The organism is Natronosporangium hydrolyticum, from assembly GCF_016925615.1.
GTDB lineage: Bacteria > Actinomycetota > Actinomycetes > Mycobacteriales > Micromonosporaceae > Natronosporangium > Natronosporangium hydrolyticum.
The window spans coordinates 3,289,569-3,313,092 of record NZ_CP070499.1 but is presented as its reverse complement, the minus strand read 5'-3'; the positions used below and the strand labels follow the sequence as shown (position 1 = coordinate 3,313,092).

The window sequence follows — 23,524 nt, the reverse complement described above, 5'->3', positions numbered from 1 at the left end:
CGGTGCTCGCGACGTGCGGTTCGCGGGAGAGGAAGATGATGAGAACAAGATCCTGGTATCGGACTACGGTAGCGAGCGCGGCGACGGCCAGCCTGCTGCTGGCGGTCACCGCCTGCGGCAACGGCTCCGGCAGCGACGGTGGTTCGGCCGACTGGTGGCACATCCAGACCGGCGAGCAGGCGCTGGTGGACCTGTTCCCGCAACTTGCGGAGGAGTTCAACGAAGCGAACGACGTCGACGTCAACCCGGAGCCGATCTCGAACGACGACTTCAAACCGGCGCTGACGACGATCATGCAGGCCGGCGACCCGCCGGACCTGTTCCACAGCTGGGGCGGCGGCGTGCTTGAGCAGTACGTCCAGGCCGGCCTAGTCCGCGACATCACCGACGAAGTGGCCGATGTGGCCGCTACCCTGTCGCCTGGGGCGATGGAGCCGTACACGGTCAACGACCGGATCTACGGCCTCCCGTTCGACATGGGCATGGTCGGTATGTGGTACAGCCGGGACCTCTTCGAGGAGGCCGGCCTGGACCCGGACAGCCCGCCCGCCACCTGGGGTGAGCTGCTCGACGCGGTGGAGACGCTGCAGGACGCCGACATCACCCCGATCGCAGTGGCCGGCGCGGCGCCGTGGACCCAGCACTACTGGTTCTCGTACCTGGCCATCCGGATCATGGGGGTCGACGGGTACACCGCCGCGCGGGACCAGCGGTCCTTCGACGAGCCTGGGTTCGTCCAGGCCGCCGAGATGTGGCAAGAGCTGGTGGACATGCAGCCGTTCCAGAGCGGCTACCTGCAGCAGGGGTACGGCGACGAGGGCAGCGCCCCAGCGGTCTTCGGCTCCGGCGACGCTGCAATGCATCTGATGGGCCAGTGGGATGTGGCTGTGCAGGAGTCCGCTGCCGGCCAGACCGCGCCGGGCCTTGGCTGGTTCCCGTTCCCAGAGGTTGAGGGCGGCGCCGGCTCGATCGACGAGGTCTACGGCGGTGGCAACGGCCACGTGGTGGGGATCAACGCCCCGGACTACGTCGTGGACTTCCTGATCTACCTCACCACCGAGGCCTACGACCGGATCCTGGAAGAGGACCCGGGCCTGATCCCGGTGACCGCGGAGCCTTCGTTCTCGGATCCAGAGGGCCATTCAGCGCTGCTCCACTCGACGGTGCAGGGAGCCTCCCAGTTCCAGCTCTACTTCGACCAGGATCTGCCGCCAGCAGTGGGCGACCAGGTCAACAACAGCGTTGGTGCGATCACCGACGGGTCCATGACCCCGGCGGAGGCGGTAGCGGCCATGCACGACACCTTCCAGGCCGAGCCCGAATTCTCGGTGGAAGACTGAGTTCCCGGTGACTGGAATCAACCAGCGCACGGCGTCGAGCGCCACCGCCCGCGACAGCGCGGCGGTGGCCTCGGGCCCCGGCCTTCCGCCCGATGGCGCGTCTACGCGCCACCGGGCGGTTGGCCCGCCCAAACGACGCGGCCCGAGCGCAATGACGATTTTTCTGTTCCTGCTGCCTGGGCTAGCACTGTTCGGGCTGCTGGTGGTGGTGCCGGTGGTCAGCGCCGGCTACTTCAGCCTGTTCCAGTGGAACGGGCTCGGTGGTTTTCCGCCGAACTCGCCGACCTCCGGGTTCGTGGGGCTGGACAACTACACCCGAGCACTGACCGACAGCACGTTCCAGGGAGACCTGCGGCGCGGCGGTATCCTGCTGGTGCTGTCGCTGACGATCCAGTTGCCGCTAGCGCTGGCGCTGGCCCTGCTGCTGCATCAGAAGTTCCCGGGGCGGACCGTGTTCCGGCTGCTCTTCTTCGCCCCGTTCGTGATCTCCGAGGTCATCACCGGGGTGCTCTTCACCGCCCTGCTCCGGCAGGACTACGGGCTGGTGAATGAACTTCTCCGGGTGTTCGGGCTGAGCGCGCTCATTCCGGACAACGGGTGGCTCGGCACCAGATCGATTCTGCTCTACGTCGCGTTCTTCGTGATCACGTGGAAGTACTTCGGCTTTCACATGATCATTTACATGGCGGGGCGGCAGAACATCCCGCAGGAGCTGATCGAAGCAGCGGTCACCGACGGCGCCACCCCGTGGCAGGTGTTCCGACACGTGACCCTGCCGCTGCTGGGGCCGACCATCCGGGTCACCGTCTTCCTATCGGTGATCGGCGTGATCCAGCTGTTCGACATGATCTTCGTCCTCACCGGGCCGAACTTCGGCGGACCAGGGAACGCCGCCTCGACCATGGCGATCACCATGTACCGGCACGGGTTCCAACGGTTCGAGGTCGGGTACGCCAGCGCCATCAGCGTGTTGATGTTCCTGATCTGCCTGATCTTCGCGCTCGGCTACATCCGGTTCGTCATGCGCCGTGACATCCAGGGCGCGGTCACCACCGCGGGAGGTCGGTAATGAGCGAGCGACCGGAGAATCGGATGGCGCCGGGGGCTGGCTCGGTGGAGCGCGGCGGGGCGCAGGCGACGCTCCCACGCCAGGGAACCCTCACAGCCCCGCTGCCGAGCCCGCGCCGCAGCCGCCGGGAGCGGATCCGCCGCGGGGCGCTGTTCACCATCGCGTTGGTGGTCGGGCTGGGGATCGTGGTCCCGATCCTGTTCGGTGTGATCAGCGGGTTCAAGGATCCGGCGCAGATGCAGAGCAATCCGTTGGGTCTGCCGTCGCCCTGGAACTTCTCCAACTACACCGACATCCTCGGTGGCTGGAGCTTCTGGCGCAGCACCTTCAACAGTTTGTTCATCGCGGCGGCCACAGTGATCCTGGTGGTGGGATCGGCGGCCCTGGCGGCGTTCATCTTCGCCCGATACGCGTTCCGCGGGCGCGAGGTGCTGTTCATGTTCTTCGCGGCCGGGCTGATGTTCCCGCCAGCGGTGGCGGTGCTGCCGCTGTTCGTGCTGCTGCGGCAGCTCGGGCTACTTGGCAGCCCGTGGGGGGTGATCCTGCCCCAGGCGGCGTTCGGGCTACCGCTGACGATCATCATCCTGCGGACCTTCTTCCGAAGCATTCCGCCGGAGATCGAAGAGTCGGCGATCCTGGACGGCTGCACCACGTTCGGCGTGTTCTGGCGGGTCATGCTGCCGATGGCCAAGCCGGCGCTAGCCGTGGTCGGGGTGCTGGCGCTAGTGACCAGCTGGAACAACTTCCTGCTGCCGCTACTGGTGTTGATCGGCGAACGAGATTGGTGGACGCTGCCACTAGGCGTGAACCAGTTCTCCGGCCAGTTCGGGCAGGATACAGCGAGGGTGCTCGCCTACACCATGTTGGCGATGGTGCCGGCGTTGGCGTTCTTCTTCGTGGCGGAACGGCAGATCGTCGCCGGTATCGCGCCCACTGCAGGCTCCAAGGGCTGATCGAGCGAGACCGGAGTTCAGCAGCTGGCCGGGTCGCCCCTGCGGGGGTGACCCGGCCAGCTGCGTCCGGCGTAGCGGCCGATTCCAGCCTGCCGCCCCGCCTCACAGCTCGCCCGGGTGGGGACCCAGGCCCGTTGCCTGGCCTACGAGAGCTGCCGTGAACTATGCCTCCTGCAACCGGGAGGAGTTGGTGGGGTGCGGCGCCGGCTTCGGGCAGTCGTCGTAGAGCCGACGGAACCGGCGCGACACCAGCCACTGTCCGGCGCCGGTCGCCACCGCGGCGGCGATGGTGATGTTCACCAGGAAGTGCATGGCGGTGTAGTAACCGAGAAACCAGACCCCTCGGCGGGCGGCGACGAACCGGTACATCCCCAGGTCGGCGACGACCGACCCGGCGAGCAGCGCGGCCGGCACCACCAGCCACACCGCCCCCAGCGCTGCCGGTAGCGCCAGCGCGACGACCCCGAGCAGGGCCACCACGCTCGCCATGGCCCGGGGACCGGTCTCGAAGCCGCTCGCGAACTGGCGGACCTGGGCGTAGAGGGGCACCCGGACCCGGCCGCGGTGAAACAGCTTGCGCAGCATGCCGCCGAGGGTGGCGTCCGGGTCGTGCCGGCCCCGCACCGCGGTGGTGATGAAGATCCGGTACCGGCGGGTGATCCGGTGTCCGTACTCGAACTCCTCCGACCACCGCAGCCGGGGGTCGAAGGGTCCCAGCTCGGCGAAGGTGGCTGCTCGGATGGCGAACATGGCCGAGAAGAGTACGGGCACGTCTCCGTCCGGTAGCGACCAGTAGTGGTACTGGAGTGCGCGGTACTCTTTGATCTTGCGGTCCGGGATCAGCGGCTCCGGGTCGTTTACTCCGCATACTGCGCCGATCGTCGGGTCCGATCGGAGTAGGCTCACCGCATTCGCCACTGCCTCCGGGTCGAGGATCAGGTCGGAGTCCACAAAGAAGAGGAATTCGCCACGGGCGTGGGCGGCGCCGAGATTGCGGGTTACCGCCTGGCCGCTGTTTTCCCGGGTACTGACCACCCGGGCCCCGGCGGCACGCGCGATGCTGACCGAACGGTCGGTGCTGCAGTCGTCGGCGACGATCACCTCCAGCCGCGGGTAGGTCTGCGCCTGCACCGCCTGTAGGCACGGGCCGAGCGTCTCGGCATAGTTGTAGTTCGGGACGACCACGGACACCAGTGGGGCGTCGGGACTACTGTTCACGGGTTGACCTCCTCCGGGTTGAGCGCGTCGAGTTGCGGGCGGCCCGGCGCCCGAAACCGCCATCCGGCGGCCTGCCACCGAGCCGGGTCCAGCGTGTTGCGGCCGTCGACGATCCGGCGTTCGGCGGCCACCGCTGCGAACTCGGCCGGGTCGGCCCCAGCGAACTCGGGCCACTCGGTCAGGTGCAGCAGTACGTGCGCTCCCCGGGCCGCGTCGACGGCGCTGAGCGCGATGTCCATCGTGGGGAAGTGCTTGCGGGCATTGTCGTTGGCCTGCGGGTCGTAGACGGCGATCTCGGCACCGGCCGCCTGGATCGCGGCGGCGACGGCCAGCGCCGGGGAGTCCCGAATGTCATCGGAGTTGGGCTTGAAAGCGGCGCCCAGCACCCCCACGCGACGGCCGGCGAAGCTGCCGCCGCACTCCTGCCGGGCGAGGTCGACCACCCGCCGTCGGGCGCGCAGATTGGTCCGGTCGGCGTCGTCCAGAAATCGCAGGGCGCTGCCCACGCCGAGTTCGTTCGCCCGGGCCAGTAGGGCACGAATGTCCTTGGGCAGGCAGCCGCCGCCGAAACCCACGCCGGGGGAGAGGAACCGATCGCCGATGCGGGGGTCGTACCGGAGGGCCTCCGCTAGCTTCACCACGTCGGCCCCGGCGGCCTCGCAGAGTTCTGCGATCGCGTTGATGAACGAGATCTTCGTGGCCAGGAAGCTGTTCGCGGAGGCCTTGATCAGCTCGGCGGTACGGACATCGGTGGTCACTACCGGCGTACCTTCGGCGAGCAAGCTCGCGTAGACATCGCGCAGGGCACGTTCCCCGCCCGGAGATTGGACACCGAAGACGAGCCGGTCCGGCGCCAGAGTGTCGGCCACCGCGTAGCCCTCGCGCAGGAACTCGGGGTTCCAGGCCACCTCGACCCCCGTACCGGCCGGAGCGGCTGCCTGGATGCGGCGAGTGAGCGCGTCCGCGGTGCCGACCGGCACGGTGGACTTGCCGACCACCAGGCATGGCCGCTGCAGCCCCGGGGCGAGCCGGTCCGCCGCGGCGTTCAGGTAGCTAAGGTCGGCGCCGTCGGTGTTGGGCTGCTGTGGGGTGCCGACGCACAGGAAGTGGACGTCACCGACCTCGGCGGCGTGCTCGTAGGAGTCGGTGAACGACAATCGACCCGAGGCTACGTGCCGGGCTACCAGCTCCGCCAGTTCGGGCTCGTAGAACGGCAGCTCGCCGGCGGCGAGCTTGGCCAGCTTCTGCTGGTCGACATCCACGCCGAGCACTCGGAAGCCAAGCTCCGCCATGCAGGCGGCGTGGGTCGCCCCGAGGTAGCCGGTGCCGATCACGGTGATGTACGGGGACATGGGGCCTCTCCCTTCAAGGGGTGCGACGGGCGCCGCACCGGAGGTGGGGTGGTTGTCGAGGGGGTCATGCCAGCGCGGTGAGGGCGGGCGCCGAGGAGCCGTGGAGCGCGCCCGAGTCGCGCAGCCAGGCGATCGTCCGACGCATCCCTTCCCGGAGCGGCAGCTGCGGCTGCCAGCCCAGCAGCGACTGGGCAGTGGTTATCTCCGGCCGACGCCGGGTGGGGTCGTCGACCATCGCCGGTAGGTAGGTGAGCGGGGAGGTGGCGCCGATCAGTTCTTTGATCATCAACGCGATCTCGGTAACGGTCAGCTCCTCCGGGTTACCGAGATTGACCGGGCCCAGGTGGCTGCTGCGAAGCATTCGAACCAGGCCCTCGACAAGGTCGTCGACGTAGCAGAGCGACCGGGTCTGCTGACCGTCGCCGTAGATGGTCAGCGGCCGGCCGGTCAGCGCCTGGGAGGCGAAGGTCGGCACGATCCGGCCGTCGCCGGGGCGCATTCCGGGCCCGAAGGTGTTGAAGATCCGGACGATGCCGACGTCGACCCGGTGCACCTGGTGGTATGCGACGGCGGTCGCTTCAGCGAATCGTTTGCTCTCGTCGTAGACGGAGCGCGGCCCGATCGGGTTGACGTTGCCCCAGTACGACTCGGGCTGCGGATGCTGCTCAGGGTCGCCGTAGACCTCGCTGGTGGAGGTGAGTAGGAGCCGGGCTCCCTTCTGCCGCGCGAGTTCCAGGGCGTTGACGGTCCCGTGCGAGCCCAGCCGTAGCGAGGCCAGCGGGTGGTCCAGATAGTCCCGTGGGCTGGCGAGTGCGGCCAGGTGGGCGACGGCCCGCACCGGCCCGGCCACCGCGAATGGTTCGGTCACATCGCACACCTGTAGCTCGAAGCGGGGGTCGGCGCGCAGGTGGGCGACGCTGTCGGGGTAGCTGGCGCTGAGGTTGTCCAGACAGAGCACCTGGTGGCCGTCGGCGAGGAGCCGGGCGCACAGGTGGGCTCCGAGGAACCCGGCGCCGCCGGTGACGACGACCCGGCCCGGATCGGTGACGGTTGCTGGTTTCATCGGTTTCTCCTTCGATGCTGGACCCGATGGTCCGGGTACATTTCAGGTAGCCGTGGCGGCGGTCGGGGTAGCCGAATGCTGGTAGAGGCGGCGGAAGGAAGGGCTCGCGGCGTAACGGAGCAGCCCGACCGCGGCCGCCACGCCCACGGTGACATTCAAAACGAAGTGGACAGTGAGGAAGAACGGGATGAATCTCAGACCGGCTTCCCGGCGGACGAATCGCACCATCCGTGGCTCGGCACAGGCGAAGGCGACGAGCGAGGCCAGCGCCCCCAGCAGCAGCCACGTCGACAGTGGGGCGAGAACGAGCAGGCCGAGTGTGAGCCCGGCGGTGACCACTTCCCGCGGCCGGTGCGCCATCTCGCCGGTTGTGCCACGGCCCCGCTCGGCGAGCACCAGCGGCACCACCGAGGAGACCCGGCGGTAGAACTTCCGCATGATCGGCAGCAGCCGGTCGTCGTCGTCGTGGTGGCCACGGATGCCGGTGGTCAGCAGCATCGGGTGCCGCTGGGCGATCCGGTAGCCGTACTCGGTGTCCTCGTTGAAGTTCGCGGGCAGGTGGTCGTCGAACCCGCCGACCTCCGCGATCACTTCCCGCCGGAACGCGCCCAACGAGAAGTACCCGGCCTTTACCAGGCCCGCGTTTCGGGCGCGCCAGTAGTGGGCGTGCAGCACCTGGTAACGCTCTACCGGCCCGTCGTCGAAGAGCGGGGTGGTGCTGTAGACGCCGGATGCGCCGGCGAGCTCTGGCCGGTCCTGCAGGATCCGGACCGCGGTGGCGACCGCGTCCGGGGCCAGCGCCACATCGGCGTCGAGAAAGAACAGGATCTCTCCCCGGCTGGCGGCGATCCCGCGGTTGCGGGCTACCGCCGGACCGGAGTTCTCCGGCAGGTTCACCAGTGTGCAGTCGAAGCCGGCGGCGATCTCCCGGGAACGGTCGGTGCTGGCGTCGTCGATGACGATGACCTCTAGCGCCGGGTAGGTCTGGGCGGCGACCGCCGCGAGGCACGCGGCGAGCGTCTTCTCGCCGTTGTAGTTGGGGACCACTACCGAGACGAGCGGATTCATCGGGCTGCTCCTTCGGGGAGTCGGGGCGAGGGGAGGGCCGGTTGGCGTGGCCGCGCCACCACCCCGGCGAGTAGAAAGCCGCCGGCGGCGACCGCGTCAGCGACCGTGTGGACCAGTCGACTGGCCGCGGCCGCCACCAGGGCCGCTGGCGCCGGCAGGACGGCGGTGAGCGCGAGCACCAGGATGAGTTCACGCGGGCCCAACCCGCCCGGCGCGAACGGTACGAAACTGCCGGCGAGAATCGCCAGCGCCATGCCGCCGAGGCAGGCGGGCAGGCTGGCCCAGGCCGGCGCGCCGAGGGCGACCGCCAGTAGCCACAGCTGTAGCCCGTTGCAGAGCCAGCTCACCAGCGACAACGCGAACGCGTGCCGGGTTCGGGCCGGCGAGAGCTCGGTCACCGTCTCTGGCCGGCGAGTCACCCGGAACAGCCACCCGACCAGTCGCCGCAGCAGCTCCGGCCAGACTAGACACACGATGACGAATCCGGCCGGGGCCAGCAGCCACCACGCGTGTCCGCTGAGCAGGCTGGGCGCGGCGACCAGGCCCGCGGTGAGGCCGGTGCCGGTCAAGACCGCCATCGCCAACAGGAACGCGGCGACGGTATGACGGGGCGGCACCGCCAGCCGCCTGCCCAGGTGCAGCTGGATCACCAGCGGCCAACCGGTGCCGGGCAGGTAATGGCCGAGCTGGCCGGTGAAGAAGACCCGCCCGGCCTGCCGGATCGGCAACGGCGAACCCAGCCCGGTGAGCAGTGTCCGCCAGGCCTGCATCGCCGCCACCAGCGAGAGCAGGACCAGCAGCAACGCGCCGGCGACCGCTGGGGCGTGTAGCTGGGTCAGGGCGACCGCGACCTCCTCGCCCTGTTCCCGCAGCGATGCGCCGAACCCGACGCCAGCGGCGACCAGGAAGCTCAGTGAGAGCACCCAGTGGGTTACTTTGGCTGCGAAGACCCGGCGCAGCGTGGTGAGGACGGCGGCCACGGTCACTCGGATCCGGGGTCCGCGCAGTCGCCGACCGCCGTCGAGCCGGCCTCGTCCAGCGAGAGCACCAGCCGCTGGGCGGCGTGGTCGGAGAGCCCTTCCTGGTCGAGGAATTCGTACTCGTGGACCGTTACCTCATCGGTCGTGTACGCATGGTCGAGCCGCCAGAGCCGCAGCCCGTTCTCCGGGACCGCGAAGGTCACCGGATACCAGCTCCGGTTGGCCGAGATCGCATCGGTCAGCCGCGAGTCCAGGGTCGGAACCTGCTGCATGACCGGGGTGGTGTTGAAGTCGCCGGCGACGACCATCGGGTGACAGTTGTCGGCCACATCGGCGGCGAGCGCGTCGAAGACGTCGGCCCGCCACTCGTGGGCGTCCCGGATGTACTGGTAGAACCGGCCGGCGAACGGGCCGGCCTCGACGTCGATCGGAGTCGGGGCGTGGATGTTGTAGAACGACAGCAGCCCGGTGCCGACCTCGATGTCGGTACGCTGCGCCTTCACCTGCCAGTAGTCGTCCCAGTCGCTGTACTGGGCCGCGGGGCGCGAGGGCAGCCGGATGGCGTGCTCGGCCACGATCGGATAGCGCGAGATCGTCACCAGCTCTCCCACGATCGCGATCTCGTAGTCAGGGAACTCCTGCTCCAGCCGTTCCAACTCGTCGATCTGCTGTGGTCCGTCATCGACCCAGTACAGATACTCCTGCAGCAGGTAGATGTCGGCCTGCTGGCTGTGCAGATAGGCGTAGACGTCGTCGGTCGCGACCCGCTGGTCCCAGTATTCGACGTTCCAGGCGAGCACCTGCAGCGCGTCCGGCGGTGCCGGAGACGTGCGGTCCGGTGCCAACGCGTGCGGGTTGATTCCCGACATCCCGCCGCCAAGGAGCAACGACACCACCGCGGTCGCCGCCACCCACCAGACGGCTCGGGCCGGCATCCGGATCCGGACCAGCCGCAGCACTGCCGGCGCGGCGAGGATCAGCAGTGGCACCACTGCGAAGATCAGCGGTGGGGCAAGGTCCACGAAGGTCCATCCCCACCAGCGGCCACTGATCAGTAGATGCAGGCAGACGAGCCCGAGCCAGGTGGCGGCGAGCGCGACGGCGACCCAGGTGCCGCGGCACCAGCGCCGTCGTGGGGTGGCGGCATCGTCGACAGTGGTTTCGTCGGCAGTGGTGTCCGGCGTCGAGGCGTCGGCGACCGTGTCGAGTCCGCCTTCAGGCTGTGTCACGCTGGTTCTCCTTTCGAATGTGCAGGGTTGGTCGGCGTCACCTAGGGCGATTCCTAGGGCGATGGTGGAGCGGCCAGGGCGGGCTCGGGCAGGGTGACGATCGTCGCCACCGCGGCGATCCAGAGCAACGCGGTGACCAGGATGACCGGATCCCGCAGCAGTCGTACCGGATCGCCGCCGTCGCTGCGGACCACCACCAGTTGCAGGTATCGGGCGAGACCAAAGATGGCCAGCGGCACCGACAGCAGCAGCACGGCGTCGGCGTGCGGCGGGGCGGCCGAGGCATCGCTGAGGTAGAGCAGGCCGGCGGTGACAGTGACCGCGCCGCACAGGATCATCAGGTACTCCAGGAACTGCGGGGAGTACCCGGCCAGCGACGGCCGATGGCTGGTCCCGGCAGCCCCGACCTCGTGCCGTCGTTTACCGAGGATGAGTAGCAGGCAGATCGCGAAGACCGCGATCAGCAGCCAGCTTGAGGCGGTGGTGTCGACCGCCACGTGGCCCTGGATCAGGCGAAGCCCGAATCCGGCGGCGACCACGAACATGTCCAGTAGCGGCACCTGCTTGAGCCCGCGGCTATACGCGATGTTCAGGCCTAGGTAGACCAGGAGCGGCCACCAGCCGAAGCTCGGCCCGAGGAGCATCACCAGCAGCAGCGCGGCGGTCAGGGTCACGGCGAAGCCGCCAGCCGCGAACGGGTGGACCCGGCCGGCCGCCACCGGCCGGTGCCGCTTCACCGGATGTGCCCGGTCCCGGTGCCGGTCGGCGATGTCGTTCCACACGTATACCGCGGACGATGCCAGGCAGAAGGCGAGCACCGCCCACCCGAGCCGGGCCAGCTCAGCTGCGGTCGGTCCGGCCAACGACAGCAGCGCCAGCGGGATGACGACCAGGTTCTTGACCCAGTGGGTTGGCCGGGCGAGCCGGACGAGGTCGGAGAGCAACGCCCCAACCTGGCGCCATCGGCCAGCCGGTGGGGTTCGAGACATCAGCGGCGGCGTCGACGCAGTCGAGGGCAGGGGAGGGTCGGTCACCGCGGTACTCGCTCGCGGTGACCCGGAGATCGGGTCCATCGAATCTCTCCTCGGGGGATGAGAGCGTCAGAAGAAGGCCTTTGCTAGCCCGAGCACGCCTTGGCGCCACGGCTCCCGGCTGGTGCGGCCGGTGCCACCGGCGCCCGCCAGCGCCGGCCGCTGCTCGCGCCACCATTGGTAGGTGTGCGCGATAGCGTCGCTGTTGGACAGGCGGGGGGAGAATCCCAGCCGGTCACGCGCCTTGTCGATGCTGACGTACGAGTCGGCGAGTAGCTTGTGCAGCAGCCGGCCGTAGACCGGCGACAACCGGCTCCACTGCAGTACGCGGAGCACCGCGACTGCTGGTCGTGCCGGGATCGAGACGACCCGTTTGCCGTGGCCGGCTGCGTCCAGCACCCGCTGGAACTCTTCGCGTAGCGAGCCGAACTCGGCGGCGGCCAGGTTGTAGGTGTCGTTCGCGACGTCGGCGGGCGCCGACATGGTGGTGAGGACCGCATCGACCAGGTCCTCGACGCCGAGCATCTGGATCCGGACGTCACCGCTGCCCAGGACCGGGAAGTTTCGCCCCTCCTCGGCCCACTCGAACAACATCGCGAACAGCCCCATGCGGCCGGGGCCGAGGAAGGTCTTCGGCCGGAGGATGGGCACGCACCGCCCGTCGGCGCGGAACCGTTCACAGACCAGCTCCGCTTCGGCCTTGGCCCCGCTGTAGGTGTCGACCGGTTCCCGCGGGTACTCCTCGGTGGTGGGCACGATGGTGGGTAGCCCGTAGACGGCGGTCGAGGAAATGTGGACGACCCGGTCGACGCCGGCCCGGGCGGCGGCCGACAGGGTGCTCTCGGTGCCACCCACGATCACCGAGCGGATCTCGTCACTCGGGTAGCTGGGCAGCGCGGCAGCGGTGTGAATCACGATGTCGACATCGGCCATGGCGGCAGCCATCCGGTCGGTGTCGCGGACATCAGCGGTGTGGTAGACCACCCCGGGCACCGGCTCGACCGGTTCCCGGAGATCGACACCGGTCACCTCGTGGCCTGCTTGCTGCAGCCGCTGGACCAGATTGCCGCCCAGCATGCCGCTGCTTCCGGTCACCAGGGCGCGTCTTACCATAGCGAGGACACCTTTCCTTGCACGAATCTGGTGAGCAGCCGAGGCATACCGACCGCCAGGGTGGCCTCGAGCGCGTCGAGGAAATAGTCCACATCGTCGTCGGTGGCGACCAGCGGTGGTCCCACAACGAGTGGGTTGCGACCGTTGAGCGTGTAATATGCGAATACGTCGTGCTCGCGGTAGAGCGTATCGATCACCGCGCAGGTCGCCAGCTTGACACCGAACTGGGGGTCCTTGGCGAACCCGCCCGGAGCCAGCTTCACCGCGAGGTCGAACCAGCTTGCCTGGGGCTGGAGCGATAGCCCCCACAGTGCCCCGCTGCCCTGCACATCAGCGATGATCTCCGGGTGTTGCTTGCGCATCCGCTGCAGCGCCGGGGAGAGCAGCTCCCCGATCCGCCTGGCCCGGGCGGGAAAGTCGTCCTCGATCGCGATGTTGATCGCCTCGATCGCGGTGGCGGCTTCCTCCCCGAAGCCGTAGTAGGTGCTGCTGGTGCTCTGTAGGAGCGCATCGGTAGGGCTGTCGTACGCTCTCCGGAAGATCGGCTCGCGTGCGATATAGGCGGAGATGGAGGCCTTGCCGCCGCCGAAAGCCTTCGAGGTGGTCAGCACGTCCGGCACCAGGTCGGGGTAGCGCATAAAATAGAACAGGCTGCCGGTCTTGCCCCAGCCGGTGTAGATCTCATCAAAGATCAGCACGATGTCTTCGTCGGTGCACAGCTTTCGCAGCCCGCGCAGAAACTCCTCGCTGCATTCCCGCATAGTGGACGCACTGAATGGTTCGATCAGGATCGCGTACACATCACAGCCACCGCCGGCCCGGCGAGCAGCGTCCACCGCGGCCTGTAGCCCCGCCAGGTCCCCGTACGGGTAGCGGTGGACGCCCGGGATTCCTGGGAACGCGAAATGGTTCTGGGAGCCGCCGGTCAGGCTGCCTGAGCCGAGCAGCTTCCCGTGGAAGCTGATGTCCGCGTGCAGGATGGTGTTCCGCTTGCCCTGGTGGTATTTGTAGGCGAGCTTGACCGCGCCCTCTACCGCCTCCGCCCCGGAGTTGGGCAGGAACGACATATTGAGGTCGCCGGGCAGGACCGCGGCCAGGTTGTGGCTGAGCGCTGCCAGGTAGGGGGAGAAGTAAGTCTTGTGGACCTCCATCCGGCGGCTCGCCGCGAAGCGTTGCCGGGCAGCGAGGATCCGGGGGTGGTTATGACCGTGGTGTAACACCCCGACCCCGCCCGTGAAGTCCAGGATCCGGCGACCGTCGCGGGTGTAGATGTAGGCGCCCTCCGCCCGGTCGACCAGCTCGCGTCCGAATCCGAACGAGGTCATCAGGCGGGTCTGGCTCTTGTTGACGTGCCGGGCGTACAGCTTGTGGACCTCTTTGGTGCTCAGCTGCTCGGCATCGTCGATCGTCATCAGCTTGCTCATCGGCCTGCTCCCTTCCGTTCGGTTGCCTAGTCCCAGTTGGTGTGGGACGGCGCGATCGGCGCGGTGGCCTCGGTCTGAGCGTCGTCGGTCGGTTGATACCTGGTCGGTTGATACATGACGTGTGCCTCCCGCGTGGTAGTTCAGTTACGCCACACGGTTACGCCCGCCGGCATCCGCTGACTATCCGACCGCTATCGAGGCCGTAGCGGCGTCGTTACTACCTCCACTGCCGCGGCGTGCCGGCGCAGCTGCTCGCTGCGTTGTTGCCAAGTGGGGGTGCCCAGGCCGCGGAAGACCGCGTCGGCGCGGTCGAGCGTCTGGTGGGCCGACACCTGGTCGTCTCGTTGCAGGTATGCCTCGGCGAGGGCGAGCAGCGCCTGGCCTTCGACCAGCCGACTGCCGCCGTTCCGGGCCGCCCGCAGCGCCTCGGTGAGCACGGTGCCGGCCAGGTCGTACTCTTCGGCAGCGAGGTGGACGGTGCCGAGCCCGAGCAGCGCGTTGGCCCGCCCCACGGTGTCGCGGCTCTCCTCCGCCGCGGCGAGGACCTCCCGGAACGACCCCTCCGCGGCGACGAGCTCTTTGCGGATCAGCAGCACCTGCCCGAGCCGGTACCGGACCTGGGTCTCGATCCGGCGGGCCGTCAGCGCGGAGCAGATCGCCAACGCCTCCCGGAGCGTCGCCTCGGCCTCGGTCGGGCGGCCCTGGTCCATCTCGATCTGCGCCAGGCCGCGTAGCACATGTGCTTCGGCTACCCGATCACCGGCGTTGCGAACGTAGGCCAACGCACCATTGCCGCGCTGCCGGGCTCGCTGGTATCGGCCTTGTAGCCGGTCTACGGAGGCGAGGTCTCGCAGCGCCAGCCCGCGGCCGTGCACATCGCCCACCTCCGCGAACCAGGACAGTGCCCGGGTGAGGTCCCGCTGGGCGTCGGTCAGGCGCAGCTGGGCGAGCGCCATCCCGCCGAGCGAATACCACAAGGCTGCCTGCCCGCGGCGGTTGCCGCTAGCTTGCACCGCCGCCATCGCCACCTCATGGGTCTGGAGCCAGGCGTCGTGGTATGAGCGGTTCTCGAACAGCGTGACCGAGGTTACCGCCAGATCCCAGCAGATGTCGTCACACCCCAGCTGGGCCGCGATGGTCACTGCGGCGAGGAGGTTTTCGTACTCGGTCTGGAACCAGTGCAACGGCTCGACCAGCAGGTTGGCTACCAGCTTCGGCGGCAACGGCCAGTGTGGCACCGCGGAGTGCAGCACCGTGTGGTCACCGCCGTACTCTCGCTGGTGGGCCGCCGTAGCCAGATGCAGCCAGCAGCGCAGCAGCCGTCGCTGTGCCTCGATGCGTTCGGGGGCCGGTACCTCATCGGCCAGCCGCTCCCGGGCGAAGATCCGGGTGAGGTCGTGGAGCCGGTACCGGGCCTGATAGCCAGCGCCGCCCCGGACCTCGACGAGCCGCCCGGCGACCAGGTGGTCCAGCGCCTCGGTGGCGTCGGAGACCGTGGCGTCGAGCAGCGGGGCGGCGACCCAGCCGGCGAAGTCGGTGGCGCCGAGGGCGGAGAGTAGGGCGAGCAGCCGCGCGGCAGCCTCCGGCAGGGCCTGGTAGGAGATGGTGAGACTGGGTCGGACTCCCACGTCGTCAAGGGTGAGCTCGTCCAGCCGGCGGCGTTCGTCGTGCAGCCGGTCGACCAGCTGGGCCACCTGCCAGTGGGGCATCACGGCGAGTTTGGCGGCGGCGATCTGCAAGGCGAGCGGTAGGTGGTCGCACAGCTCGGCGAGTTCGGCGGTGGCCGTGGGTTCCTGCTCGGCCCGCTCGGCGCCGATGACCTGCCGCAGCAGCTCCCGGCCCGCCTCCGGTGCCAGCACACCTAACGCGATGTGCCGGGCCCCACCGAGCCGGGGCATCGCGTGCCGGCTGGTGACGATCAGCGCTGAGCCGGGGTCGCCGGGCGCCAGGTGCCGGACCTGCGCTTCGTCGGTGGCGTCGTCCAGCAGAATCAGGATTCGTCGCCCGGCCAGCCAGGTGCGGTACTGTGCCGCCAGCTCGGCAAGATCGGTCGGCAAGGTCTCCGGAGGTGCCCCGAGCGCCCGCAAGAACTGGTTGAGGACCTGTTCGGGGCGGACCGGCATGGTGTCGGTGCCGCGAAGATGCGCGTAGAGCTGCCCGTCGGGGAAGGCCGCCTGCACCTGGTGGGCGACCTGGATGGCCAGGGCGCTCTTGCCGATGCCCGGAGCACCGCTGACGAAGGCCAACCGCATTGCCTGGTCGGTGGCGGCGTGGTCACCGGCCGGGTCGACCGCTGGTGCCAGATACGCCAGCAGCGTGGAGACCTCGTCGGCTCTCCCGCCGAAGTCCTGCGGCGGCGCCGGTAGTTGCCGGGGGACGGGGGCGGCCGAGCCGTTCGTCGGCAGCTCCAGCGTCGGGTCGTTGTCGAGGATGGCCCGCTCCAGCGCCCGAAGCTCGGCCCCGGGATCGATGCCGTGCTCGGTGGCGAGCACCCGGCGTGCCTGCCGGCACGCGGACAACGCCTCCGCCTGCCGCCCGGCGCGGTAGAGCGCCAGCGCCAACTGGGCGTGGAGCCGTTCCCGCAACGGGTACGCCTCGACCAGCTCCCGCAGTTCACCGATGTGCTCGTGGTGCCGGCCGAGGGCGAACTCCAGGTCGAGCCACTCGTGCAAGGCGGTCAACCGCTCCTCGGCGAGGCGGACGGCGGCCGCGCTCACTACTCGGCTGTCGACGCCGGAGCCGACCTCGCCCCGCCACAGGTCCAGTGCGGCCCGCAGCTCACTGGCGGCGACGGCTTGGTCGCCCTCCTGCGCCAAGGCTCGGGCCCTGCTCACCAGCGCACGGAACCGGACCATGTCGACGGTTTCGTCGGGCACCTGCAGGTAGTAGCCCGCGGCGTGGGTCCGGATCAGCTCCGAACCGGTGGCGGTGGCGAGCAGGCTGCGTAGTTGCGACACACAGATCTGCACCTGGGTAGCGGCGGTCTTGGGCGGCGCGTCGTCCCAGATGGCCTGGACGAGCCGGTCGCCGGTGATGACTCGGCCGGGTTCGAGGAGCAGCAGCAGGAGCACTACCCGCCGGCGGTGGCCGCGAATGGCGATCAGCTCACCCGCGGCACGGACCTCCAAGGGTCCCAATATTTGAAACTTAAGATTCGGTCCCTGGTGGTCGGTGGCGGCTGGTCCCGCCTCCGGAGGGCGCGAATCGTCCCCCGGCGAGGCGCTTCCCACACTGTCACCTCCGTCGGTGGGCTGTCCGCTGGCACCTACTCATTTCCACGGGTAAGAATATGCCGGGCAGTCAGGGAACGGTAGCGGTGTGAGATATCGCGCAGGCTCGATGGGGAGGTGAGCGGGTTGAGGCCCGCTAGTTTTGGGACGATCGGGCCGGCGGGCGATCATCCGAAAGCACGATGTGGTGGTCGCACGAGGTGGGAGTGATCATCATCAGGAAGCGGATCTGCTGCCCGCAGTGGAAGACTCGGAAGGCCACCTCGATATGCGACTGGAACGGAGCGACCCCGAGCCCGGCGAAGTAAGGGTCCAGGTCGATTCGCAGCCGATACATCCCGCGTTCGAGCGCGGATCTGGTGCCGGACCCGTCCGGCGTGGGAGGTCTGATCGCCTGCTGCTGGCCAGCTCTGGCGACCTGCCCCTTCGCCAGCTCTTGCCAGTCGGTCTCCTTGCGCCACAGCACGAAGCTTGCGCCGATCGCTGAGCGGCCGGTGGCGGAGTCGATCACCTCTATCGAAATGCCCATCAGCTGACCCCTTCCGTGTTTGCTGCCCTCCGGTGGCTGCGGCCGCCGGCTGTCCAGGAGGTGACCGCAGAGCGAACAGAGATACCCGATCGGGCTATCGAGACGCTATCGTCGGTTGACTTTGAGTCCACTCCAACTCGTACGGTCGAGCTATGGAGCAAGAATTTCTTGGCCGCACCGGCCTGAAAGTTAGTCAGTTGTGTCTGGGCACCATGTCGTTCGGCGGCTCGACCGACGAGCAGACGGCGCATTCGATGTTGGACCGGTTTGTCGACGCCGGGGGCACCTTCATCGACAGCGCTGACGTCTACGGCGCCGGACGCTCGGAGGAGATCGTCGGGCGCTGGCTGGCGCGGCGATCGCGCGATGAGCTGGTCGTCGCGACCAAGGCGTACGGCGACATGGGGTCGGGTCCGAACGATGCCGGCGCCGGCCGTAAACACCTGCTGAGTGCGGCGGAGGCGAGCCTGCGTCGACTGCAGACCGACTATATCGATCTCTATCAGATTCATGTCTTCGATGACGCTACCCCGATCGAGGAGACCCTCGCGACCCTGGACGGTCTGGTCCGCAGCGGCAAGGTCCGCTTCCTGGGCGCCAGCAACTACGCCGGCTGGCAACTGCAGAAGTCGATCGACCTGGCACGATACCGCGGCTGGGAGCCGTTCGCCTGCCTACAACCGCTCTATAACCTGCTGGACCGCGAGACCGAGTGGGACCTGCTTCCGATCTGCCGTAATGAGGGCGTCGGGCTGATCCCGTGGAGCCCGCTGCGGGGTGGTTGGCTCGCCGGCCGGTATCGACGCGGGATGACCGAGCCGCCGGCGGGGAGTCGGGTGGACGCCGACCCGGACGCTGGGGGCTGGCCCGAGGCCTGGCGGACCTACGCCAACGACCGCACCTGGGACGTGATCGACACCCTGGTGGAGGTGGCGGAGAAGACCGGCCGGAGCCCCGCTCAGGTGGCCCTGCGTTGGTTGATCCAGCAGCCCGGCGTTACCGCGCCGATCATCGGTGCCCGTACTCCGGAGCAGCTCGAGGACAACCTGGCCGCCGCCGACGGGTCGCTTCCGGAGGAGTACATCGAGCGGCTCACCGCGGTCAGCGACCGCCGCGCGCCCTACCCGTTCGGGCTGCTGGAGCGGTTCCGTCGCCGCTGACCTGACCATCCGTACCGGGCGAGATGTCGGCCAGGTCCGGGTCGTCATCGGCCGGCGGTCGTGGTCGCTGGCAAGACCTCGACAAGGAACGCTCCCGTAGCCTCGTTGCCGTGCAAGAACAACAAGCGCAGTCTGCCCGATCCCGGCCGGACACAGATCTCGACCCAGCCCCATCGCCGCCGGCTCACCGGCGGTGGGGCTGGGGCACCCGGCTGGCTGTGGTGGCGTGCGCATCCTGGCTAGGGTTTGTGGTGCTCCACCGGATTCTGAGCGGCCGGACCTACTGGTGGGGCCCGCTCGAACTGGAGCCGCCGTTGCTGCTTGCGGTGGTGCCGGTGGTGCTGGCTGGGCTGGCCCTGCTCGCTCGGCCGATCCGGTGGCGACTGAGCCTCGTGCCGCTGCTCGCGCTCGTGCTCAGCGCGCAGTACACCGGGATCAACCTGGCGTCGCTCTGGCATACCCCGCCGCCGGCGCCGGCCGACGCGCTCACCGTGGTCTCGTGGAACACTATGTACTGGGACCAGGATCTGATCCGCGACGGGGAGCTGACCACCGCCGACTTCTACGAGTTCCTGCAGGATCTCGACGCCGACGTGTACCTGCTGCAGGAGTACGCGCACACTGACTTCGATCACCCGGACATATACGCGCAGGTGCAGGTCATCGACCACCTGCCGGAGCTGGCAGAGGCGTTTCCCGAGCATGAGGTCGCGGTCGTGGGCAGGAACATAACGCTGTCTAGGTTCCCGATCACGCAGGCCTACGGCCTCGATTCGACGCCTTGGTTGCCGCGCGACATGCGAGAGGTCCCGCCAGCCCAACAGAGCCATCCGGAGTTCTACAACGTCCAGACCATCCGCGCCGACATCCGGGTGATGGGCAGGACCATGTCTTTCTACAACCCGCACCTATACCATCCGCCGTCGCAGCCGTTCTCGCTGGAGCCGTGGCCGGGCATGAGCGCCCGTGAGGTCTACCGCTTCACCGACGCCATGCGTCACGCTGGCTATACGGCTATCCGGAGCGACATCGAGGAGAACCCCCACCCGGTCGTGCTCGCTGGCGATCTGAACACCTCACCCGCGATGGGGATCCTGCGAGAGTTGCCCGACCACCTGGTGGACCATACCCGGGCGCTGTCGTCGCTCTATCCCACCAGTTGGTCGGTCGGGGGCCCCAACGAGGAGCGCGAGATCTCGATCGAGCTCTGGCGACTCGACTGGCTCTTCACCACCGCCGACATCGCGGTACACCGCTACGAGCTGCGTGATCCGGCTGACCTGTCCGACCATCGGGTGCAGTTTGTGGAGCTTTCGGTAGCTGACTGACCTGGTCCGGACCGCTCAGGGCAGCTGATACCGGCGCCGGAAGGTCGGGTCGACGAGGTAGCGCAGGCTTCCGTACAGGGCGGCAACCGAAATCCCCAGGCTGTAGAGGTACCCGAGCGACACACACGGGGCCAGCAACCGCCATCCGGCGGTCTGCCGCACGAATGCCAGCATGCGCAGGTCAGCGACGATAAAGGCGGCGGCGAACCCGAGCGGCGCTACCGCTAGATACCAGGAGAAGGCCGGCAGCGGCAGGGTGGCGGTGGCCAGAAATGCCGCGGCGATCTCCGGCGGCCGGTGCGTCGCCTCCCGCCCGGGTCGCAGGCCCCGGCGGGTAATGAACAGCGGCACCAGCGACGCCGCCCGCCGAAGGTACTTTCGCAGGATCGCCGACACCTGGTGATCATCGTCGTGGTAACCGATTACGGTGTCGGTGCGCACCATCGGGAAGTGGTCGGCGATCCGCAGGCCGTACTCGGTGTCCTCATTGTAGTTTGCGGACAGTCGCTCGTCGAACCCGCCGAGCCGGTCGATCACCACCCGCCGCACCGCACCGCCGGCGAAGTGACCGATGCTGGTGGGTCCGAGCTTGCGGCGCTGCCGATAGTGGGCGCGCAGCACCTGCACCCGCTCGACCAGACCGTCGTCGACCAGCGGCCGCGCCCCGTAGATCCCCCAGACTGCCCCGTAGGAAGGGTTCTCGGTTAGCACCCGGACGGCGTTCTCGACGGCGTCCGGGGCTAGCGCTACGTCGGAGTCGAGAAAGAAGACGATCTCGCCGCTGCTCGCGGCGATGCCCCGGTTTCGGCTCACCGCGGGGCCTTGGTTGCGCGACCGCCGAATCACCAGGCAGCCGTAGCGCTCGGCGATCTCCGCTGTCGCGTCGGTGCTCGCGTCGTCGACCACCACCACTTCAATGTCGGGGTAGGTCTGCGCCAGCACCGACTCGAGGCACAGGCCGATGGTTCGTGCGGTATTGAAGCTCGGGATCACCACTGAAACCAGTGCCGAACCGGATCCGGTCATCACTGCTCCCTCTCGTCGTAGCTCTCACTTAGCCGTAACCGCCCCGCAGGCAGCGGCTGCCGCCAGGACCGGGACCCGCGCCGGCGATGGACCTCAGTCACCAGCAGGCCCGCGCCCGCGGCGGCGACCTCGCTGAGCATCGTCACCAGCCTGCTCGCCAGCACGACCACGCCCGCCGCGGGCAGCGGCAGGATGACCCCGAGGGCGGCCAGGAGCACCACCTCCCGGAAGCCGATCCCCTCCGGGGCGAAGACCGCCAGCATCCCAGCGACCGTCGCGAGGCTGAAGCCGCCGATGCAGAGCAGTAGCGACCGGGCGGGTGGCACACCCATCACCAGCGCGAGCAGCCAGAGTTGCACCCCACCGAGCAGCCAGGCCGCGAGTTGCGCAACCACCGCGCGGCGGATCCCGCGGCCGGAGCCGGTCGTGGCCGGTGCGGGGCGTCGCAGCAGGTGAGCGGCGGACGCCGCGGCCAGATCGATGAGGTGGGGCCGGATGAGGACGGCCATCACCGGCAGCACCGCCAGCACGAGCCAGCCGGTCGAAGCTCCGAGGAGTTCGGGCCCCGCCGCTATGCCGACGGTGGCGCCGGTCAACAGGATCACGACCACCGTGAGCAGGTAGGCCGACATCATCCGACTCGGGGACACGCCGATGGACCTGCCCATCTGGACGCTGATCACTAGTCCGAGCACCTTGCCGGGGACGAACTTGGCGAACTGGCCCACAAAGAAGATCCGGGCGGCGGCGATCCTGCCGACCGGTTCGCCGAGACCGGAGAGCATGGCCCGCCAGGCGGTCATCGCCAGCAGCATCGCCAGCGCGTTGGCGAGGAAGGCCCCACCGACGAGCAGGACGAAGAAGATCGGTTCGCGCCCTTCGGTCGCGGCCGCTAGCACTGACCAGTCCTGCCCGCGGAGCGCGAGCGTGACTGCGACCGCGATCACCAGCAGCACAGTGATCATGAGCGTCCGGCGGGCGGCGGTTCGCCAGTCGCGCTGCCTGACCGGTGGTTCCGGTACCGTCACCCCGCACCGACTCCGTTGATTGATGGCTGCAGATAGTGGGAAACTCAGCCGAGGCTACCGTGGTGGTCTTGCCGAATCCTTGATCCGTCGGGAGGTCGAGCCAACTGCCTCGTCGCTGCCCAGCCCGGGCCCGCGAACAAGTGCAAAGCAAGAATTCGTCGCCGCACCCTACGTAGCATCTGTCTAATGTCAAGAGATGCTGGCGACTACGGCGACCGGCCGGCCGGCACCCGTTCCACGGTGTCGGTCATCATTCCCAGCCAGGACAGCATCCGGACGATTCGGCACTGCCTGGCGGCGCTAGCGCAGCAGTCCTACGCCCCATTCGAGATCATCGTCGTCGATGATGGCAGCATCGATGAGTCTCCCCGAGTGGCTGCGGCTATGGGGGCGGTGGTCCGGTACACCGGTGTGGCCAGTGGCCAGTCCGTGGCCCGTAACCTCGGCGCCCAGCATGCGCGCGGGGAGATCCTCTTCTTCCTCGACTCGGACGTCGCGCTCGCGCCGGACGCGATCGCGCTCGCGGTCGAGGGTCTGCGGGGCGATGCCGAGCTCGGCGCGATCTGCGGGGTCTACGACCACGAGCCGCTGCTGCCGACCACTGCGGCGGGACACTTCCGGACCGTCCAGCAGTACGTCTGGTTCAACGAGGTCGACGGCACGGTGCCTGGGCTCCACACCGCAATGTTCGCGGTTAGAGCTGAGGTGTTCCGGGAGATCGGACCGTTCGACACCGGACTCCGGTACGCAGAAGATCAGGAGTACGGCTACCGGCTGCACCAGCGATACGACGTTCGGGCGAGCCTGGCTATTCGAGGGAAGCACGATCATGACGCCGCGCTGAGCACGATCCTCCGTAAGGTGTATCACCGTACCCGGCAGGGCATGCCACTGTGGCTTCGCTACCGGACGCTGCCCGGCGGTGCGGGGAGTGGCCCACGAGCCCTGGCTAGCGCGGTGCTGCTCGCGGGGGTCGTTACGGTGCCGCTGCCGTTGCTGCTCGGCCCGGCCGGTGCGGTGGTGGCGCCGACGCTGGTCGCGGTCGGGGTGATGTTGGACCTTCCAATGTACCGGTACGCGGTACGTAGCCGCGGAGTTCGGTTCGGGATCTATTTCGGAGCCGTTCAACTGTTGGTCAATGTCGTCGCCGCAACAGCCGCGGGAATCGGCGTACTTCAGTACCTAGCGGCGCTTCGCCGCCGTCTGGACCCGGGTGCTGCTGGGAACGAGCGGCCAGCGTCTTCCCCGGGGAACTGGGCCGTGCCGGATGACCCTCCAAGGGAGGCGAGTCCCGGCTGAGCAGCTGCCGATATTGGCCGTTGCTCCGAGGGCCCGTCGGTGGTTCGGCGGTGGCCGTGCAACTAGCCAGCTGTTGCCGGCTGA

At 68.6% G+C, this 23,524-nt stretch carries 19 protein-coding genes; 6 read left to right on the top strand and 13 right to left on the bottom strand.

What is annotated here, in order from left to right; genetic code table 11:
- Positions 1–35: 35 nt before the first annotated feature.
- The 3 genes from JQS43_RS14705 to JQS43_RS14695 all read left to right on the top strand — a co-directional run bounded on the left by JQS43_RS14705 (position 36) and on the right by JQS43_RS14695 (position 3,362).
- Positions 36–1,340, top strand: a complete 1,305-nt coding sequence (locus JQS43_RS14705; protein WP_239674953.1) for an extracellular solute-binding protein — start codon at positions 36–38, stop codon at positions 1,338–1,340.
- 151 nt (positions 1,341–1,491) lie between these two features.
- Positions 1,492–2,409, top strand: coding sequence for a carbohydrate ABC transporter permease (locus tag JQS43_RS14700; RefSeq protein ID WP_239674952.1), 918 nt, complete (start codon positions 1,492–1,494; stop codon positions 2,407–2,409).
- Positions 2,409–3,362: a carbohydrate ABC transporter permease gene (locus tag JQS43_RS14695; RefSeq protein ID WP_239674951.1), complete on the top strand. Its 954-nt coding sequence runs from the start codon at positions 2,409–2,411 to the stop codon at positions 3,360–3,362. Before JQS43_RS14700 ends, JQS43_RS14695 begins: the two co-directional genes overlap by 1 nt.
- A 162-nt stretch (positions 3,363–3,524) precedes the next feature.
- Here JQS43_RS14695 and JQS43_RS14690 read toward each other — a convergent pair whose 3' ends face one another.
- From JQS43_RS14690 to JQS43_RS14640, 11 genes are all read right to left on the bottom strand, one after another.
- Positions 3,525–4,580 (bottom strand): glycosyltransferase family 2 protein, encoded by a 1,056-nt coding sequence (locus tag JQS43_RS14690; protein ID WP_239674950.1) that lies wholly within the window; start codon positions 4,578–4,580, stop codon positions 3,525–3,527.
- Positions 4,577–5,932, bottom strand: coding sequence for a UDP-glucose dehydrogenase family protein (locus tag JQS43_RS14685; RefSeq protein ID WP_420847588.1), 1,356 nt, complete (start codon positions 5,930–5,932; stop codon positions 4,577–4,579). Before JQS43_RS14685 ends, JQS43_RS14690 begins: the two co-directional genes overlap by 4 nt.
- Before the next feature lie 64 nt (positions 5,933–5,996).
- Positions 5,997–6,995: a UDP-glucuronic acid decarboxylase family protein gene (locus tag JQS43_RS14680; RefSeq protein ID WP_239674949.1), complete on the bottom strand. Its 999-nt coding sequence runs from the start codon at positions 6,993–6,995 to the stop codon at positions 5,997–5,999.
- A gap of 42 nt (positions 6,996–7,037) precedes the next feature.
- Positions 7,038–8,063 carry a glycosyltransferase family 2 protein gene (locus tag JQS43_RS14675; protein ID WP_239674948.1) on the bottom strand — a complete coding sequence of 342 codons (1,026 nt, stop codon included), beginning with the start codon at positions 8,061–8,063 and terminating at the stop codon, positions 7,038–7,040.
- Complete coding sequence (locus JQS43_RS14670) at positions 8,060–9,049, bottom strand: lysylphosphatidylglycerol synthase domain-containing protein (protein WP_239674947.1); 990 nt, start codon at positions 9,047–9,049, stop codon at positions 8,060–8,062. The genes JQS43_RS14675 and JQS43_RS14670 overlap by 4 nt, the downstream gene beginning before the upstream one ends.
- Positions 9,046–10,272 carry an endonuclease/exonuclease/phosphatase family protein gene (locus tag JQS43_RS14665; protein ID WP_239674946.1) on the bottom strand — a complete coding sequence of 409 codons (1,227 nt, stop codon included), beginning with the start codon at positions 10,270–10,272 and terminating at the stop codon, positions 9,046–9,048. Before JQS43_RS14665 ends, JQS43_RS14670 begins: the two co-directional genes overlap by 4 nt.
- Before the next feature lie 53 nt (positions 10,273–10,325).
- Entirely contained in the window at positions 10,326–11,306 is a 981-nt protein-coding gene (locus JQS43_RS14660; protein WP_239674945.1) for a UbiA prenyltransferase family protein, read from the bottom strand.
- Between the two features lie 66 nt (positions 11,307–11,372).
- A complete protein-coding gene (locus tag JQS43_RS14655; RefSeq protein WP_239674944.1) occupies positions 11,373–12,416 on the bottom strand; it encodes an NAD-dependent epimerase/dehydratase family protein in 1,044 nt (347 codons plus the stop codon).
- Positions 12,410–13,741: an aspartate aminotransferase family protein gene (locus JQS43_RS14650; RefSeq protein WP_239679448.1), complete on the bottom strand. Its 1,332-nt coding sequence runs from the start codon at positions 13,739–13,741 to the stop codon at positions 12,410–12,412. The genes JQS43_RS14655 and JQS43_RS14650 overlap by 7 nt, the downstream gene beginning before the upstream one ends.
- A gap of 290 nt (positions 13,742–14,031) precedes the next feature.
- Positions 14,032–16,977, bottom strand: a complete 2,946-nt coding sequence (locus JQS43_RS14645) for an AfsR/SARP family transcriptional regulator (RefSeq protein ID WP_239674943.1) — start codon at positions 16,975–16,977, stop codon at positions 14,032–14,034.
- A 229-nt stretch (positions 16,978–17,206) separates the two neighbouring features.
- Positions 17,207–17,599: a hydroxyisourate hydrolase gene (locus tag JQS43_RS14640; protein ID WP_239674942.1), complete on the bottom strand. Its 393-nt coding sequence runs from the start codon at positions 17,597–17,599 to the stop codon at positions 17,207–17,209.
- A 152-nt stretch (positions 17,600–17,751) separates the two neighbouring features.
- On the opposite strand from JQS43_RS14640, the gene JQS43_RS14635 reads away from it, so the two are divergent.
- On the top strand, positions 17,752–18,759 hold the full coding sequence (locus JQS43_RS14635) for an aldo/keto reductase (protein ID WP_239674941.1): 1,008 nt from the start codon (positions 17,752–17,754) through the stop codon (positions 18,757–18,759).
- Between the two features lie 110 nt (positions 18,760–18,869).
- Positions 18,870–20,087 carry an endonuclease/exonuclease/phosphatase family protein gene (locus JQS43_RS14630; RefSeq protein ID WP_239674940.1) on the top strand — a complete coding sequence of 406 codons (1,218 nt, stop codon included), beginning with the start codon at positions 18,870–18,872 and terminating at the stop codon, positions 20,085–20,087.
- Positions 20,088–20,102: 15 nt separating this feature from the next.
- On the opposite strand, the gene JQS43_RS14625 is transcribed toward JQS43_RS14630, so the two are convergent.
- Together JQS43_RS14625 and JQS43_RS14620 are read right to left on the bottom strand one after the other, a co-directional pair.
- Entirely contained in the window at positions 20,103–21,113 is a 1,011-nt protein-coding gene (locus JQS43_RS14625; RefSeq protein ID WP_239674939.1) for a glycosyltransferase family 2 protein, read from the bottom strand.
- Positions 21,113–22,141 carry a lysylphosphatidylglycerol synthase domain-containing protein gene (locus JQS43_RS14620; protein WP_239674938.1) on the bottom strand — a complete coding sequence of 343 codons (1,029 nt, stop codon included), beginning with the start codon at positions 22,139–22,141 and terminating at the stop codon, positions 21,113–21,115. Before JQS43_RS14620 ends, JQS43_RS14625 begins: the two co-directional genes overlap by 1 nt.
- 186 nt (positions 22,142–22,327) lie before the next feature.
- Here JQS43_RS14620 and JQS43_RS14615 point away from each other — a divergent pair, with 186 nt between their 5' ends.
- Positions 22,328–23,440 (top strand): glycosyltransferase family 2 protein, encoded by a 1,113-nt coding sequence (locus JQS43_RS14615; protein WP_239674937.1) that lies wholly within the window; start codon positions 22,328–22,330, stop codon positions 23,438–23,440.
- Positions 23,441–23,524: the final 84 nt, after the last annotated feature.

What these genes read in the sequence shown, in the direction of transcription:
- JQS43_RS14705 (WP_239674953.1), top strand. Translation starts at nt 36, where the DNA reads ATGATGAGAACAAGATCCTGGTATCGGACTACGGTAGCGAGCGCGGCG.
- JQS43_RS14615 (WP_239674937.1), top strand. Translation starts at nt 22,328, where the DNA reads ATGTCAAGAGATGCTGGCGACTACGGCGACCGGCCGGCCGGCACCCGT.
- JQS43_RS14640 (WP_239674942.1), bottom strand. Translation starts at nt 17,599, where the DNA reads ATGGGCATTTCGATAGAGGTGATCGACTCCGCCACCGGCCGCTCAGCG.
- JQS43_RS14650 (WP_239679448.1), bottom strand. Translation starts at nt 13,741, where the DNA reads ATGACCTCGTTCGGATTCGGACGCGAGCTGGTCGACCGGGCGGAGGGC.
- JQS43_RS14680 (WP_239674949.1), bottom strand. Translation starts at nt 6,995, where the DNA reads ATGAAACCAGCAACCGTCACCGATCCGGGCCGGGTCGTCGTCACCGGC.
- JQS43_RS14675 (WP_239674948.1), bottom strand. Translation starts at nt 8,063, where the DNA reads ATGAATCCGCTCGTCTCGGTAGTGGTCCCCAACTACAACGGCGAGAAG.
- JQS43_RS14635 (WP_239674941.1), top strand. Translation starts at nt 17,752, where the DNA reads ATGGAGCAAGAATTTCTTGGCCGCACCGGCCTGAAAGTTAGTCAGTTG.
- JQS43_RS14695 (WP_239674951.1), top strand. Translation starts at nt 2,409, where the DNA reads ATGAGCGAGCGACCGGAGAATCGGATGGCGCCGGGGGCTGGCTCGGTG.
- JQS43_RS14685 (WP_420847588.1), bottom strand. Translation starts at nt 5,932, where the DNA reads ATGTCCCCGTACATCACCGTGATCGGCACCGGCTACCTCGGGGCGACC.
- JQS43_RS14655 (WP_239674944.1), bottom strand. Translation starts at nt 12,416, where the DNA reads ATGGTAAGACGCGCCCTGGTGACCGGAAGCAGCGGCATGCTGGGCGGC.
- JQS43_RS14700 (WP_239674952.1), top strand. Translation starts at nt 1,492, where the DNA reads ATGACGATTTTTCTGTTCCTGCTGCCTGGGCTAGCACTGTTCGGGCTG.
- JQS43_RS14625 (WP_239674939.1), bottom strand. Translation starts at nt 21,113, where the DNA reads ATGACCGGATCCGGTTCGGCACTGGTTTCAGTGGTGATCCCGAGCTTC.